Below are 15,627 nucleotides of genomic sequence, written 5' to 3'. Positions count from 1 at the left end.
CGGTGACACCGCCCGCATGGCTGACCGTGCTGACCACGACGGACAGCGAGGAGAAGGCCCAGCTGCTGGCGCAGGGCGCGGTGGAGGCGAGGCTCGCCGCCTGCGTGCAGATCTCCGCACCCGTCACCTCGGTCTACCGGTGGCAGAACGCCATCGAGACCACCGAGGAGTGGCAGCTCTTCCTCAAGACGACGGCCGAGCGGTACGAGGAGCTGGAGGCCTACCTCCAGGAGACGCACGACTACGACACCCCGGAGATCATCGCCCTGCCGGTGGTCCGGGGCAGCGCCCGCTACCTCGGCTGGGTCTCGGCGGAGACGGCCCCGGTCACCTCGCTCTGAGTGGTGACGGGGGCGGTGACGGGGGCGGTGGCCAGAGCCTCCAGCCGCACCGCGCACACCTTGAACTCCGGCATCCGCGACACCGGGTCGAGCGCCGGATTGGTCAGGGTGTTGGCCCTGCCCTCACCCGCCCAGTGGAACGGCATGAACACGGTGTCCTGCCGGATCGTCCCGGTGATCCGCGCGGGCGCCACCGCCCGGCCCCGGCGTGAGGTGACCGCGACCGGATCGCCCTCGGCCACCCCGATCCGCTCCGCGAGCCGCGGATGGAGCTCCACGAAGGGGCCCGGGGCCGCGGCGTTCAGCTCCGCCACCCGGCGGGTCTGCGCCCCCGACTGGTACTGGGCGACGACCCGGCCCGTGGTCAGCACCACCGGGTACTCCGCGTCCGTCTCCTCCGCGGCCGGCCGGTGCGTCACGGGAACGAACCGGGCCCGCCCGTCGTCCGTCGCGAACCGGTCGAGGAACAGCCGCGGCGTACCGGCGTGCGCGGTGTCCGGGCACGGCCAGAACACCCCGTCCTCGGCCGCGATCCGCTCGTACGTGATGCCCGCGTAGTCCGCGGGGCCGCCTGCCGAGGCCCGCCGCAGCTCGTCGAAGACCTCCTCCGGGGCGGCCGGGAAACCCTTCCCGTGGCCGAGGAGGGCGGCCAGCCCGTTCAGCACCTCCAGATCACTGCGCACGCCGTCGGGCGCCTCGACCGCGCGCCGGCGCAGCAGCACCCTGCCCTCCAGACTGGTGGTCGTCCCGGTCTCCTCGGCCCACTGCGTCACCGGCAGCACCACATCGGCCAGGGCGGCCGTCTCCGACAGCACCACATCGGCGACCGCGAGGAAGTCCAGCGACCGCAGCCGCTCCTCCACATGCCCCGCGTGCGGCGCCGACACCACCGGGTTCGACCCCATCACCAGCAGCGCCCGCACATCGGTGCCCAGCGCGTCCAGCAGCTCGTAGGCGCTGCGCCCCGGCCCCGGCAGCGAGTCGGGGTCGACTCCCCACACCCCGGCGACATGGCGGCGCGCCGCCGGATCGGTGAGCTTGCGGTAGCCGGGCAGCTGATCGGCCTTCTGGCCGTGCTCGCGGCCGCCCTGGCCGTTGCCCTGCCCGGTCAGACAGCCGTAGCCGGACAGCGGACGGCCCGCGCGCCCGGTGGCCAGCGCGAAGTTGATCCAGGCGCCGACCGTGTCCGTGCCCTTGGCCTGCTGCTCGGGTCCGCGCGCGGTCAGCACCATGCCGCTCGGCGCGTCACAGAACAGCTCCACGGCCGTCCGCAGCTGCGGCACCGGAACCCCCGTCAGCCGCTCCACCAGCTCCGGCCAGTGGGCCATCACCCCGGCCCGCGCCTCGTCCCAGCCGCTGGTGCGCTCCCGGACGAACTCCTCGTCCACCCGCCCCTGCGCCACCACCAGGTGCAGCATGCCGAGCGCCAGCGCCAGATCGGTGCCGGGCCGGGGTGCCAGATGGAGGTCCGCCTGCTCGGCGGTCCGGGTGCGGCGCGGGTCGATGACGATCAGCCGGCCGCCGTTCTCGCGCAGCTCGGTCAGATAGCGCAGCGCGGGCGGCATCGTCTCCGCGAGGTTGGAGCCCACCAGGATCACGCACCCGGTGCGCGGTATGTCCTCCAGCGGGAACGGCAGCCCGCGGTCGAGCCCGAAGGCCCGCTGGTGCGCGGCGGCCGCCGACGACATGCAGAACCGTCCGTTGTAGTCGATCTGCGAGGTGCCGAGCACCACCCGGGCGAACTTCCCGAGTGCGTACGCCTTCTCGTTGGTCAGCCCGCCGCCGCCGAACACCCCGACCGCGTCGGCCCCGTGCCGTGCGCGCGTCCCCCGCATCCCGTCGGCGATCCGGGCCAGCGCCTCGTCCCACCCGGCCGGCTCCAGCCGCCCGCTCACCGCATCGCGTACCAGCGGCCCGGTCAGCCGTACGGCCGAGGAGAGCACGGCGGGCGCCGACCGGCCCTTGCCGCAGAGCGCGCCCCGGTTCACCGGGAAGGAGGTGCGCTCCTCCACCTCGACGACCGCGTCACCGGCGGCCGGGCGCAGGTTCATGCCGCACTGCAGCGCGCAGTACGGGCAGTGGGTCGCGGTGGCGGCGGCCGGGGTGCTGGTCATGCCCCCAGCCTGCGAGCCGGGTGTTACACGGACGCCCGCTCCCGGTTACACCGCCGGTACGCGCACCTCAGCCCGCCCGGCACCCGGCGGTGAGGTGCGGCCGCACGGTCACCGGGCGGCCTCGGCGAGGGCCCGCGTCACGCCCGTCTCCCGCGGCCCCAGGAAGTGCGGGTCCGGGGTGAACAGGGCGTCCAGGGCCGCCTTCCCTGCCGCGAAAACCTCCCGGGTGCCGCCGTAGTACCAGGTCACATCGTGTACGGCGTCGACCCCGACGCCGTACGCGTCGATGCCCGCCGCCCGGCACAGCGCGATCGCGCGCCGGATGTGGAAGCCCTGGCTCACCAGCACCGCCCGGTCCACCCCGAAGATCTTCCTGGCCCGCACGCACGAGTCCCAGGTGTCGAAGCCGGCGAAGTCGCTGACGATCCTGGTGTCCGGCACGCCGTGCGCGACGAGGAAGGTGCGCATCGCGTCCGGCTCGTCGTACTCCTTCCGGCTGTTGTCACCGGTCACCAGCACGACCTTCACCTTCCCGTCCCGGTAGAGCCCGGCCGCGGTCCGCAGCCGGTTCGCGAGGTACGGGGACGGCTTCCCGTCCCACAGCCCCGCCCCGAACACCACCGCGACCTGCTGCGCGGGCACGTCCGCCGCGGTCCTGACCCGGGCGTCCGCGACCGTGTGCATCCAGGTGGCCGGAGCCAGCGCGAGCACACAGGCGGCCATCACGCCCTGCACGGCCCGCCGCCGCCCCCGCCGGGTCCGCGGCAGCCGCGGCCGCAACCGGGCGGCCCTCCGCAGCCGCGCCAGCACCGCCCCTCCGCTCCGTGGCCTCAGCCGCATCGGAGCCCCCATCCCTTTTGTCGTGTCGTACCGTCCCCCTCGCTTGACGAGCAGACGGCCGAAACGGTTCTCCGCCAGGGCTGTCGGTAGCATCGGCCGATGTTGCTTCCCCGGCTGATCGCGTCCGATCTGGACGGCACCCTGCTCCGTAACGACGGCACCCTCTCGCCGCGCACCCTGAGAGCCCTGCGCACGGCGGAGGACGCCGGCGCGGAGATCGTCATCGTCACCGCGAGGCCGCCCCGCTTCGTCGACCGGCTCGCCGAGGCCACCGGCCTGCTGGGCACCGCGGTGTGCAGCAACGGCGCCCTCGTCTACGACATCGCGACCCGCACCGTCGTCTCCTCCCGCGTCCTGCCCCTCACCACCGCCCAGCGGGTCGCCACCGCAATCGCCGCCGTGATCCCCGGGATCGGCTTCGCCCTGGAGACCGGCAACCAGGTGCTGTACGAACCCGCCTACCGGCTGCGCATGTCCGAGGACGTCGGCGCCGAACTCCCCGTCCCCTCCCTCGCCGACCTGTGGCTGACCGAGGCCCCCGTCACCAAGCTGCTCGCCTGGTCGGACCGGCTCGACGCCGACACCCTGCTGGCCGCCGTCCGGCAGGGCGCGGGCGACGAGGTGCAGCTCACCCACTCGGGCGGGCGCGGCCTGCTGGAGATCAGCGCGCCGGGCGTCACCAAGGCCGGCACCCTGGCAGCGCTCTGCGCCGGGCGGGGCATCGAAGCCGGCGAGGTCATCGCCTTCGGCGACATGCCCAACGACCTCACCGTCCTCGCCTGGGCCGGCACCGGCTACGCCATGGCCAACGCCCACCCGGCCGTGCTCGCCGCCGTGCCGGTGCACACCGCCACCAACGAGGAGGACGGGGTCGCCGACGTCATCGAGCGGCTCTTCGCCTCGCGGGTACGGCCCGAACCCGCGACCTGACAGCGGCCAGGAGCCGCCGGTGAGGCGGCGGAAAACGCCCGTGACCGGCGCGCAACGAGGCGGCAACCTGCACCCGGCACCATCGGTCCATGACGGAGTCGGCACCGGAAAACCCCCAGGAGTCCCCGCCTCTCGACAGCACGGCGCAAATGTTGACCCGCATCACCGCACAGCTCGGCACCCAGCTCAGCCTCGTCTCCCTGAACGGAACCCGACGGCCCATGCACCGCACCCGGCAGCAGCCCCCGCACCGCAACGTGAGCCCGCTGACCCCCGCCGCCCCCGCCCTCGTCGCCGTCGCGCACGGCAGCCGGGACCCGCGGGCGCTGCACACGGTGACGGAACTCCTGGACCGGGTACGGGAGCTGCGGCCGGGGCTCGACGTCCGGCTCGGCCACATCGAGCTCAACGAACCCCTCCTCCCGCAGACCCTGCACACCCTGGGCAGCGGCGAGGCGGTCCTCGTGCCGCTGCTGCTCGGCCGCGGCTACCACGTGAAGCAGGACATCCCGGAGGCCGTCGCCGGCGCACCCGCCCTGCGCACCCGCACCGCTGGCCCCCTCGGACCGCACCCGCTGCTGGTCGAGGCGCTCCACGGCCGGCTCGCCGAGGCGGGCTGGCGCCCCTCGGACGACGGGAGCCGCGACAGCGCCGTGGTGCTGGCCGCCGCCGGATCGCGGGACCCCGAATCGGCCGCCGGCACGCGCCGCACGGCGCAGCTGCTCAGCGAGCGGCTCGGCGGGGTGCCCGTCGTGCCCGCGTACGCCTCCGCGGCGACACCGACCGTCCCGGCCGCCCTGCGCGCCCTGGCCGCCCGAGGCCGCCGACGGGTCGCCGTCGCCTCGTACTTCACCGCCCCCGGACGCTTCGCGTCCGCCGCGGCAGGGGCCGCCCCCTGGATCGCCGCCGCCCCGCTCGGCGCCCACCCGGCGATGGCACGACTGCTCCTGCACCGCTACGACCAGGCACGGGCGGCCGCACACGAAAGCCTGATGAACACACGATTCCTGGCCTCTGCCTGAGCCTTCCTGTCGGCGCGGCCGATTACTGTCGACCCCATGGACGGCATCGACGGCTTCGACGGCACGGACAGTACGTACGGCACGCAGGACCCCGGCACGGCTCCCTACGGTGCCGCCGACGCCGAGCGCTGGGACACCGAACCGGACAAACGGCCGGGACGCACCGCCTTCCAGCGCGACCGCGCCCGGGTGCTGCACTCCGCCGCGCTGCGCAGACTCGCCGGGAAGACCCAGGTCGTCACCCCCGGCACCCGCAGTCACGCCTGGGACGCCAGCCCGCGGACCCGGCTCACACACTCGCTGGAGTGCGCCCAGGTCGGCCGGGAACTCGGCGCCGCGCTCGGCTGCGACCCCGACCTGGTCGAGACGGCCTGCCTCTCCCACGACATGGGCCACCCGCCCTTCGGGCACAACGGCGAACAGGCGCTCAACGACTTCGCCTCCGACTGCGGTGGATTCGAGGGCAACGCCCAGTCGCTGCGGCTGCTGACCCGGCTCGAACCCAAGCGCTTCGTCCCCGACACCCGCACCGGTGAGCCGGCCAGCGTCGGACTCAACCTCACCCGCGCCGCGCTCGACGCCGCCACGAAGTACCCCTGGCCCCGGGGCGCCCACCCCACCGACCCCGGCTCACCGAAGTTCGGGGTGTACGAGGACGACCTGCCGGTCTTCCACTGGTTCCGCAAGGGCGCCCCGCAGGACCGCAAGTGCTTCGAGGCCCAGGTGATGGACTGGTCCGACGACGTGGCGTACTCGGTGCACGACTTCGAGGACGGGCTGCACGCCGGCCACATCGACCCCAACTGCCTCGACGCCGAACCGGAGCGCCAGGAGATCTGGGCCGTCGCCATCGGACGGTACGTCCCGGCGGACACCGATCCGCAGGAACTGTCCGACGCCCTGGACCGCCTGATCGGCCAGGACTGGTGGCCGCACGGCTACGACGGATCGGCCGTCGCCCAGGCCCGGCTCAAGGACGCGACCAGCCAGCTGATCGGCCGTTTCTGCCTCGCCGCCGAGAGCGCGACCCGGCAGGCTCACGGCACCGGGCGCCTGGGCAGATACGCGGCCGAGCTCGTCGTCCCCCGCGAGGCCCGCCACGAATGCGCGGTCCTCAAGGCGGTCGCCGACCGGTACGTCATGCAGCGCGCCGAACAGGAGGCGATCCGCGCCGACCAGCGCATCATCATCGCCGAACTGGCCGCCGCCCTGACCGCCCGGGCACCGGAGGGACTGGAGCCCCAGCTGCGCGCGCTCTACGAGGCGGCCCCCGACGACCGGGCCCGCAAGCGGGTCCTGGTCGACCAGATCGCCGCCCTGACCGACGCCTCGGCCCGTACCCTGCACCTCTCGCTCACCGCTCCGCGCGGCTGAGGGCAGCCCTGCTCCAGGTGTGCGGGCCCCGGCCGGCACACCGGCCCATGATCACGGGGCGTGACCTGATCGGGTCACACCCCCTTTCGCCATCACGCTGCGTGCGGGACGCTCGCAGTTGGCGCCGTGCAGCAAGCACCGAGGAGGCATCAAGTGGTCGACGCACATCGGACGTTCGTCATTGTCGGCGGAGGACTGGCCGGAGCGAAGGCAGCGGAGACGCTCCGGTCGGAGGGGTTCAGCGGCCGGGTCATCCTGATCGGCGACGAACGCGACCACCCGTACGAACGTCCACCGCTGTCCAAGGGATACCTGGCCGGGAAGGAGGACCGCGACAGCGTCTTCGTCCACGAGACCGCCTGGTACGCGGGGGCCGACGTCGAACTCCACCTCGGCCAGCCCGTCACCGCACTGAACCGTGAGGCCCGCTCCGTGGAGCTCGGCGACGGCACGGTCATCCACTACGACAAGCTGCTGCTGGCCACCGGCGCCGAACCGCGCCGCCTCGACATCCCCGGCACCGGCCTGGCGGGCGTCCACCATCTGCGCCGCCTGGCCCACGCCGACCGGCTGCGCAACGTCCTCGCCGCGCTCGGCCGCGACAACGGCCACCTGGTGATCGCCGGGGCCGGCTGGATCGGCCTGGAGGTCGCGGCGGCGGCCCGCGGCTACGGCGCCGAGGTCACCGTCGTCGAACCGGAGGCCACCCCGCTGCTCCGCGTCATCGGCCCCGAGCTCGGCCAGATCTTCACCGACCTGCACAGCGACCACGGCGTCCGCTTCCACTTCGGCGGCCGGCTCACCGAGATCGTCGGCCAGGACGGCATGGTCCTCGCGGTCCGCACCGACGACGGCGAGGAGCACCCCGCCCACGACGTCCTCGCCGCGATCGGCGCGGCCCCGCGGGCCGCCCTCGCCGAGGCCGCCGGGCTGGAGACCGTCCCGCGCGCCCAGGGCGGCGGCATCGCCGTGGACGCCTCGCTGCGCACCAGCGACCCGCACATCTTCGCCGCCGGTGACGTGGCCAACGTGGCCCACCCGCTGCTCGGCACCCGTCTGCGGGTGGAGCACTGGGCCAACGCGCTGAACAGCGGACCGGCGGCGGCCCGCGCCATGCTCGGCCAGGAGGTCTCCTACGACCGGGTGCCGTACTTCTTCTCCGACCAGTACGACCTCGGCCTCGAGTACTCGGGCTGGGCGCCGCCCGGCAGCTACGACCAGGTCGTGATCCGCGGCGACGCGGGCAAGCGCGAGTTCATCGCGTTCTGGCTGAAGGACCGCAAGGTGCTCGCCGGGATGAACGTGAACGTGTGGGACGTCACGGAAACCGTGCAGGAACTGATCCGGGCCGCCCAGCCGGTAGACCCGGACGCCCTCGCCGACCCGTCCGTCCCCCTGGAGTCCCTGATCTGAACGGTGCCGGTCCGTGGTGCGGGGTTCCGTCCTCAATCGCCGGACGGGCTTGTGTGCGGGTCCCCCGCCGGTTCGCCCTTGTCCGGTGGGTGGGGGTGGGGGCCCTCCGGGGCGTCTCCTCAAAAACTGGCGTGGCAACCGGAGACGTTGCGGGGGCCGGGTATTACGCCATTTTTCTGCGGGGACGCCCCTGCACGCCCCCACCCACTCTGACGTGCGTCTGAACACCGGCGACACGAACGCCGCAGACGCAAGGCGGCCGGGTCCGGGGCCGTGCAGGGGAGTCCCCGCAGGACGACGAACGGATTCCGGGCTCCCGCCGCGTGGGACTGGAAACGTTCGTCGTTTGAGGAGACGCCCCGGAGGGGCACCGGACCCCCACCCACCGGGGCAGGCGCCCCGGGTCGCGGGGAACCCGCACCAACAAGCCCGTCCGGCGATTGAGGACGGAACCCCGCACCACAGCACCCCGCACCACAGCACCCCGCACCCCGCACCCGGCGTCGGTTGTCGTAGCTCACCCGTAGACTTCACGCGTGGCAGGCAGGATCAATGACGACGACGTGAAGGCGGTCCGGGACGCGGTCCCGATCGACGCCGTCGTTTCCGAGTACCTCCAGCTGCGCAACGCGGGCGGCGGAAACCTCAAGGGCCTCTGCCCCTTCCACGACGAGAAGTCCCCCTCCTTCCAGGTCAGCCCGAGCAAGGGCCTCTTCCACTGCTTCGGCTGCCAGGAGGGCGGCGACACGATCGCCTTCGTGCAGAAGATCGATCACCTGACGTTCGCCGAGGTCGTGGAGCGGCTCGCCGCCAAGGCCGGCATCACCCTGCGGTACGAGGAGGGCGGGTACAACCCGTCCCACCAGCGCGGTGAGCGGATCAGGCTGGTCGAGGCGCACAAGGCGGCCGCCCAGTTCTACGTCGAACAGCTCGACGGCCCCGAGGCCGAGATCGGCCGTAAGTTCCTCGCCGAGCGCGGCTTCGACCAGGCGGCGGCCGCCCACTTCGGGGTGGGCTACAGCCCGGCCGGCTGGGACCACCTGACCCGCTATCTGCGCGGCAAGGGCTTCAGCGACAAGGAGCTGATCGGCTCCGGCCTCTCCCAGGACGGCAGGCGCGGCCCCATCGACCGCTTCCGCGGCCGGCTGATGTGGCCGATCAGCGACACCTCGGGCGACATCGTCGGCTTCGGCGCCCGCAAGCTGCGCGACGACGACAACGGTCCGAAGTACCTCAACACCCCCGAGACCGCGATCTACAAGAAGTCCCAGGTGCTGTACGGCATCGACCTGGCCAAGAAGGACATCGCGAAGTCCAGCCGGGCCGTCGTCGTCGAGGGCTACACGGACGTGATGGCCTGCCATCTCGCCGGGATCACCACCGCCATCGCCACCTGCGGCACGGCGTTCGGCGGCGACCACATCAAGATCCTGCGCCGCCTCCTGATGGACAACGGCAGCGCCCGGGTGATCTTCACCTTCGACGGTGACGCGGCCGGCCAGAAGGCCGCCCTGCGCGCCTTCGAGGACGACCAGAAGTTCGCCGCCGAGACCTACATCGCGATCGCCCCGGACAACATGGACCCGTGCGATCTGCGTCTCGCCAAGGGCGACCAGGCCGTCTGCGACCTGGTCGAACCCCGCACCCCGCTCTTCGAGTTCGCGCTCCGCCAGATCGTCGCGCGCTACGACCTGGAGACCCCGGCCGGCCGAGCCGCCGCGCTCGACGAGGCCGCCCCGGTCGTCGCCAAGATCAAGACGGGCAGCGTGCAGCGTGAGGTCGCCGTCCAGCTCGCCGGCTTCGTCGGCATCCTGGACCAGGAGTACGTCGTGCACCGGGTCAACCAGCTCGCCCAGTGGGCCCGCGGCCGGGGCGAGAGGGGGCCCGCACCGGGCGCCCGCGGCGGCTCCCGGCCCCAGGAGGTCCAGGCGCCCGTTGCCCCCTCGGGCCCCGCGCTCAACCTCCGCAGCCCCGCCCACCGCACCGAGCGCGAGCTCCTGAAGCTCGCCCTGCAGAAGCCCGCCCTGGTCTCCCCGGCCTTCGACGCCTACGGGGTCGACGAGTTCACCGCCCCGCCGTACGCCGCGGTCCGCCAGTGCATCGCGGAGGCGGGCGGCGCGGAGCTGGGCGTCCCCGAGACCCGCGAGTACCTCGTCCAGGTGCTCGACGCGACCCCCAACGACACCGTGCGCAAGCTGGTCACGGAGCTCGCGGTCGAGGTCTTCCGGGGCAAGTCCATCGACGAGGCGTACGCGGGCGAGCAGCTCGTCCACGTCCGCCTGCGCGCCGTGGACCGCCGGATCAACGAGGTCCAGGGCAGCCTGGCCCGGCTCGGCAGCAATGTCGCCCCGGACCACCTGGCCGCCGCGCAGAACGAGGTCTGGGTCCTCCAGCAGTACGCCCAGTCCCTGCGCAACAACGGCGCCGACGCACTCTGACGCCGCCGCGGCGTCCTCCGCTCCGGTAACCGCCCGGTCACGGAACGAACTCAGAAAGTCCCCGCACGCCCCTCGTGGCGGCTGTGTGTCGTACCCCACACTGGGTGGCGGTGCCTGAGTCATCGGAGCGCGGCCCGTCCACCGAACGGTGGTCCTCCATCCCCGCTCTCCGGCAGCGATCACCTGGAGGTCGCCCCCGTGCAGACCCGGACCGTGACCGAAACCGAGCGTGTCTCGGCAATCCCCGCGCAATCCCGGGCCGTGCGTCATCCGGAGGCCGCGGCGGACCCGGTGACACCCCTGCCCGCACGGCAGGAACCAGCCGAAGCGCCACCGGACCCGCCCGAGGCCGTCATGGAGGAACAGGAACTCCCCGAACCCCCGGAGCCGCGCAGCCGTCCGGAGACCGGCGGACCGTCGTCCGACCTGTTCCGCCAGTACCTGCGCGAGATCGGCCGCATCCCGCTGCTCACCGCAGCCGACGAGGTGGAGCTCGCCCGCCGGGTCGAGGCCGGCCTGTTCGCGGAGGAGCGCCTGGCCCGCACCCCGGACCCGGACACCCGCCTCGCCGTCGACCTGGACCGCCTCGTCGTCATGGGGCGGATGGCCAAACGCCGCCTCATCGAGGCCAACCTGCGCCTCGTCGTCTCCGTGGCCAAGCGTTACGTCGGGCGCGGACTGACGATGCTGGACCTGGTCCAGGAGGGAAACCTCGGACTGATCCGGGCGGTCGAGAAGTTCGACTACGCCCGCGGCTACAAGTTCTCGACGTACGCGACGTGGTGGATCCGGCAGGCCATGTCCCGCGCCCTCGCCGACCAGGCGCGGACCATCCGGGTCCCGGTCCACGTCGTCGAACTGATCAACCGCGTCGTCCGGGTCCAGCGCCGGATGCTCCAGGAGCGCGGCTACGAGCCGACGCCCGAGGAGGTCGCCGCCCAGCTCGACCTGACACCGGAACGGGTCGGCGAGGTGCTGCGCCTGGCCCAGGAACCGGTGTCCCTGCACGCCCCGGTGGGCGAGGAGGACGACGTCTCGCTGGGCGACCTGATCGAGGACGGGGACGCCGCGTCCCCGGTCGAGTCGGCGGCCTTCCTGCTGCTGCGCGAACACCTGGAGGCGGTGCTCTCCACGCTCAACGAGCGCGAGCGCAAGGTGGTCCAGCTGCGGTACGGGCTGGTCGACGGGCGGCCGCGCACGCTGGAGGAGATAGGGCGGATCTTCGGGGTGACCCGTGAGCGCATCCGCCAGATCGAGTCCAAGACCCTCGGCAAGCTCCGGGACCACGCCTTCGCCGACCAGCTCCGCGGCTACCTGGACTGACGCGCACGCGCGCGGGTCCGGGCAGCCGCGGATGAGGTGGGGCTAGTCGACCTCGGCGACGGCCTGCGCGAACTGGGCCGCGTACAGCCGGGCGTACGCGCCGTGGGCCTTCAGCAGCTCGTCGTGCGTGCCCTGCTCGACGATCGACCCGTTCTCCATCACCAGGATGACGTCGGCGTCCCGGATGGTGGAGAGCCGGTGCGCGATGACGAAGCTCGTCCGGCCGTGCGCGAGGCGCGCCATCGCCTTCTGGATCAGCACCTCGGTCCGGGTGTCGACCGAGCTGGTCGCCTCGTCGAGCACGAGTATCACCGGGTCGGACAGGAACGCCCGGGCGATGGTGATCAGCTGCTTCTCGCCCGCGCTGACGCCGGAGCCCTCGTCGTCGATCCGGGTGTCGTAGCCGTCGGGCAGGGTGCGGATGAAGCGGTCGGCGTGGGCCGCCCGCGCCGCCTCCTCGATCTGCTCGCGGGTGACGTCGCCCGACGCGCCGTACGCGATGTTCTCCGCGATGGTCCCGCCGAACAGCCAGGTGTCCTGGAGGACCATGCCGATCCCCGAGCGCAGGTCGTCGCGCGACATCTTCGCGATGTCGGTCCCGTCGAGCGCGATCCGGCCCCCGGTGACCTCGTAGAACCGCATCAGCAGGTTGACCAGCGTCGTCTTGCCCGCGCCGGTCGGGCCGACGATCGCGACCGTGTGGCCCGGTTCGACACTCAGCGACAGGTCCTCGATGAGCGGCTTCTCCGGGGCGTAGCGGAACGACACGTGCTCCAGCGAGACGCTGCCGCGCAGCTCGCCGGGGTACTCGGCCTCGGCCTTCGAGGGGTCGGCGTCCTGCTCCTCGGCGTCCAGCAGCTCGAAGATCCGCTCGGCGGACGCCACCCCGGACTGCACCAGGTTCGCCATCGAGGCGACCTGGGTCAGCGGCATGGAGAACTGCCGGGAGTACTGGATGAAGGCCTGCACATCACCGATCGACAGGGCGCCGGAGGCGACCCGCAGCCCGCCGACGACGGCGATCAGCACATAGTTCAGGTTCGACACGAACATCATCAGCGGCTGCATGATCCCGCTGTTGAACTGCGCCTTGAACCCGGCCTCGTACAGCGCGTCGTTCTGCTCGGCGAAGTCCCGCGCGGACTCCTCCTGCCGGCCGAAGACCTTCACCAGGGTGTGCCCGGTGTACATCTCCTCGATGTGGGCGTTGAGCTTGCCCGTCACCTTCCACTGCTGGACGAACTGCGGCTGCGAGCGCTTGCCGACCTTCGTGGCCACGACCACCGAGAGCGGCACCGTGACCAGGGCGACCAGCGCCAGCAGCGGCGAGATCCAGAACATCATCACCAGCACGCCGACGATGGTGAGCAGCGAGTTGATGAGCTGGCCCATCGTCTGCTGCATCGTCTGCGAGATGTTGTCTATGTCGTTGGTCGCCCGGCTCAGCACCTCGCCGCGCTTGGCCCGGTCGAAGTACGACAGGGGCAGCCGCGACAGCTTCGTCTGGATGTCCTCGCGCATCTGGAAGACGACGCGGTTGATCACCCGGATCGACAGCCGCGTCGACACCAGCATCAGGAGCCCGGCACCGACGTAGACGGCCAGCGCCATCAGCAGCACCCGGCCGATCGCGTCGAAGTCCATGCCCTGCCCCGGGGTGAAGTCCACCTTGGAGAGCATGTCGGCCAGGCCGCTGTTGGACTTGTGCAGGCCCGCGATGGCCTGCTCCTTGCTCGTCCCCTCCGGCATCTGCCGTCCGACGACGCCTGCGAACACCAGGTCGGTCGCCTTGCCGAGGATCTTCGGGCCGACCACCGAGAGCGCCACGCTCAGCGAGACGGCCGCCAGCATCACGTACAGCGTGGCCTTCTCCGCCGCGAAGCGCTTCAGCAGCCGCTTCGAGGAGCCCTTGAAGTCCATGGACCGCTCGGTCGGCGCCCCGCCCGCCATCATGCGTCCGCCAGGCCCGGCCATTACGCGGCCTCCGCTTCCGTCAGCTGGGAGAGCACGATCTCCCGGTATGTTTCATTGCCGTCCATCAGCTCGTGGTGGCTGCCGGAGCCGACGACGCGGCCCTCGTCCAGCACCAGGATCCGGTCGGCGTCGCGGATGGTGGACACCCGCTGGGCGACGATCACCACCGTCGCGCCGGACGTCTCCCGCAGCAGCGCCGCGCGCAGCGCCGCGTCCGTGGCGTAGTCCAGCGCCGAGAAGGAGTCGTCGAACAGATAGATCTCCGGGCGCTGCACCAGCGTCCGGGCGATCGAGAGCCGCTGCCGCTGCCCGCCGGAGACATTGGTGCCGCCCTGCGCGATGGGTGCGTCGAGCCCGTGCTCCAGACCCTCGACGAACTCCTTGGCCTGCGCGATGTCCAGCGCGTGCCACAGCTCCTCGTCGGTCGCGTCCGGGTTCCCGTACCGCAGGTTCGTCGCGACCGTCCCGGAGAAGAGGTACGGCTTCTGCGGGACCAGACTCACGGTCTTCGCCAGCAGCACCGGATCCAGCGTGCGTACGTCCGTCCCGTCGACCAGCACCTGGCCGTCCGTCACATCGAACAGCCGGGGTACGAGTCCGAGCAGCGTCGACTTCCCGCTGCCCGTCGACCCGATGATCGCGGTCGTCTCGCCGGCCCGGGCCACCAGGTCCACCGAGCGCAGCACCGGCTCCTCGGCGCCGGGGTAGCGGAAGTCCGCGCCGCGCACCTCCAGATGGCCGTGGGCGGTCAGCTCGCGCACCGGCTTCACCGGCGGCACCACGCTGGAGTCGGTCTCCAGGACCTCCTGGATGCGCTCCGCGCAGACCTCGGCGCGCGGCACCATCATGAACATGAAGGTGGCCATCATCACCGACATGACGATCTGCATCAGATAGGAGAGGAACGCCGTCAGCGCGCCGATCTCCATCCCGCCGCTCTCGATGCGGTGCGCGCCGAACCAGACGACGGCGATCGACGACACGTTCACGACCGTCATCACGGTCGGGAACATCAGTGCCATCAGCCGGCCCGTGGACAGCGCCACGTCCGTCAGTTCGGTGTTGGCGCCCCGGAAGCGCTCCTCCTCGTAGCCGTCGCGGACGAAGGCGCGGATGACCCGGTTGCCGGTGATCTGCTCGCGCAGCACCCGGTTCACCGTGTCGAGCCGCTCCTGCATGGTCCGGAACAGCGGGCGCATCCTGCGCACGATGAGACTCACCGCGATGCCGAGGACCGGCACCACCGCGAGCAGCACCGCGGAGAGCGGGACGTCCTGGCCGAGCGCCATGATGATGCCGCCGACGCACATGATCGGCGCCGACACCATCAGGGTGAACGTCATCAGGGCCAGCATCTGGACCTGCTGGACGTCATTGGTCGTACGGGTGATCAGCGAGGGAGCGCCGAACCGGCCGACCTCGCGCGAGGAGAACGACTGCACCCGGTCGAAGACCGACGCGCGGACGTCACGGCCGAGCGCGGACGCGGTGCGGGCGCCGATGTAGACGGCCCCGATGTTGCAGACCACCTGGGCGATGCTGACGACGATCATCACGCCGCCGTACTGGAGGATGTAGCTGGTGTCCCCCTGGACGACACCGTAGTCAATGATGTCGGCGTTCAGGGTGGGCAGATAGAGCGTGGCGCAGGTCTGCAGCAGCTGGAAGACGACCAGCAGCGCGATCGGCTTCTTGTACGGGCCGAGATAGGCCCGCAGGAGTTTTATGAGCACGCGTGTCTCTCGGAGTCGGCGAGGTCGGGAGTCGACCCATTTTCGGGCACCGCCGACCGGGACCGCGAACGTTTTTATTCAAGTCCAGGTCAAAAAACAGACCGGGTCCATAATTTCCGTCCGAA

The 15,627-nt window shown here is 71.9% G+C and carries 11 protein-coding genes; 7 read left to right on the top strand and 4 right to left on the bottom strand.

Features of this window, described 5'->3' with window-relative positions:
• The first annotated feature begins 2 nt into the window (after nucleotides 1–2).
• Nucleotides 3–341 (top strand): divalent-cation tolerance protein CutA, encoded by a 339-nt coding sequence (cutA, locus tag OG408_RS12825; protein WP_266778523.1) that lies wholly within the window; start codon nucleotides 3–5, stop codon nucleotides 339–341.
• On the opposite strand, the gene OG408_RS12820 is transcribed toward cutA, so the two are convergent.
• Entirely contained in the window at nucleotides 293–2,455 is a 2,163-nt protein-coding gene (locus OG408_RS12820; protein ID WP_326669921.1) for a molybdopterin oxidoreductase family protein, read from the bottom strand. The two genes, cutA and OG408_RS12820, sit on opposite strands and share 49 nt — an antisense overlap.
• Before the next feature lie 108 nt (nucleotides 2,456–2,563).
• The gene (locus OG408_RS12815) at nucleotides 2,564–3,295 is read right to left on the bottom strand and encodes a SanA/YdcF family protein (RefSeq protein ID WP_326669919.1); all 732 of its coding nucleotides are present in this window, start codon (nucleotides 3,293–3,295) and stop codon (nucleotides 2,564–2,566) included.
• 114 nt (nucleotides 3,296–3,409) lie between these two features.
• On the opposite strand from OG408_RS12815, the gene OG408_RS12810 reads away from it, so the two are divergent.
• From OG408_RS12810 to OG408_RS12785, 6 genes are all read left to right on the top strand, one after another.
• Nucleotides 3,410–4,225 carry a Cof-type HAD-IIB family hydrolase gene (locus tag OG408_RS12810; protein WP_326674526.1) on the top strand — a complete coding sequence of 272 codons (816 nt, stop codon included), beginning with the start codon at nucleotides 3,410–3,412 and terminating at the stop codon, nucleotides 4,223–4,225.
• An 89-nt stretch (nucleotides 4,226–4,314) separates the two neighbouring features.
• The gene (locus OG408_RS12805) at nucleotides 4,315–5,247 is read left to right on the top strand and encodes a sirohydrochlorin chelatase (protein WP_285570095.1); all 933 of its coding nucleotides are present in this window, start codon (nucleotides 4,315–4,317) and stop codon (nucleotides 5,245–5,247) included.
• A gap of 36 nt (nucleotides 5,248–5,283) precedes the next feature.
• The gene (locus OG408_RS12800) at nucleotides 5,284–6,621 is read left to right on the top strand and encodes a deoxyguanosinetriphosphate triphosphohydrolase (RefSeq protein ID WP_266778515.1); all 1,338 of its coding nucleotides are present in this window, start codon (nucleotides 5,284–5,286) and stop codon (nucleotides 6,619–6,621) included.
• A 153-nt stretch (nucleotides 6,622–6,774) separates the two neighbouring features.
• A complete protein-coding gene (locus OG408_RS12795) occupies nucleotides 6,775–8,034 on the top strand; it encodes an NAD(P)/FAD-dependent oxidoreductase (RefSeq protein ID WP_266778513.1) in 1,260 nt (419 codons plus the stop codon).
• Nucleotides 8,035–8,570: 536 nt separating this feature from the next.
• Nucleotides 8,571–10,472, top strand: a complete 1,902-nt coding sequence (gene dnaG, locus OG408_RS12790) for a DNA primase (RefSeq protein ID WP_266778511.1) — start codon at nucleotides 8,571–8,573, stop codon at nucleotides 10,470–10,472.
• Between the two features lie 198 nt (nucleotides 10,473–10,670).
• Complete coding sequence (locus OG408_RS12785) at nucleotides 10,671–11,795, top strand: RNA polymerase sigma factor (protein WP_323177990.1); 1,125 nt, start codon at nucleotides 10,671–10,673, stop codon at nucleotides 11,793–11,795.
• 42 nt (nucleotides 11,796–11,837) lie between these two features.
• Here OG408_RS12785 and OG408_RS12780 read toward each other — a convergent pair whose 3' ends face one another.
• Together OG408_RS12780 and OG408_RS12775 are read right to left on the bottom strand one after the other, a co-directional pair.
• Nucleotides 11,838–13,769, bottom strand: coding sequence for an ABC transporter ATP-binding protein (locus OG408_RS12780; RefSeq protein ID WP_285570106.1), 1,932 nt, complete (start codon nucleotides 13,767–13,769; stop codon nucleotides 11,838–11,840).
• Nucleotides 13,769–15,502 (bottom strand): ABC transporter ATP-binding protein, encoded by a 1,734-nt coding sequence (locus tag OG408_RS12775; RefSeq protein WP_326669913.1) that lies wholly within the window; start codon nucleotides 15,500–15,502, stop codon nucleotides 13,769–13,771. Before OG408_RS12775 ends, OG408_RS12780 begins: the two co-directional genes overlap by 1 nt.
• Nucleotides 15,503–15,627: the final 125 nt, after the last annotated feature.

This window comes from Streptomyces sp. NBC_01257 (assembly GCF_035917255.1).
GTDB lineage: Bacteria > Actinomycetota > Actinomycetes > Streptomycetales > Streptomycetaceae > Streptomyces.
Note: the sequence above shows the minus strand (reverse complement) of the source record. Positions and strands in the feature narration are given on the sequence as shown.

What these genes read in the sequence shown, in the direction of transcription:
- OG408_RS12815 (WP_326669919.1), bottom strand. Translation starts at nt 3,295, where the DNA reads ATGCGGCTGAGGCCACGGAGCGGAGGGGCGGTGCTGGCGCGGCTGCGG.
- OG408_RS12820 (WP_326669921.1), bottom strand. Translation starts at nt 2,455, where the DNA reads ATGACCAGCACCCCGGCCGCCGCCACCGCGACCCACTGCCCGTACTGC.
- OG408_RS12805 (WP_285570095.1), top strand. Translation starts at nt 4,315, where the DNA reads ATGACGGAGTCGGCACCGGAAAACCCCCAGGAGTCCCCGCCTCTCGAC.
- OG408_RS12780 (WP_285570106.1), bottom strand. Translation starts at nt 13,769, where the DNA reads ATGGCCGGGCCTGGCGGACGCATGATGGCGGGCGGGGCGCCGACCGAG.
- OG408_RS12800 (WP_266778515.1), top strand. Translation starts at nt 5,284, where the DNA reads ATGGACGGCATCGACGGCTTCGACGGCACGGACAGTACGTACGGCACG.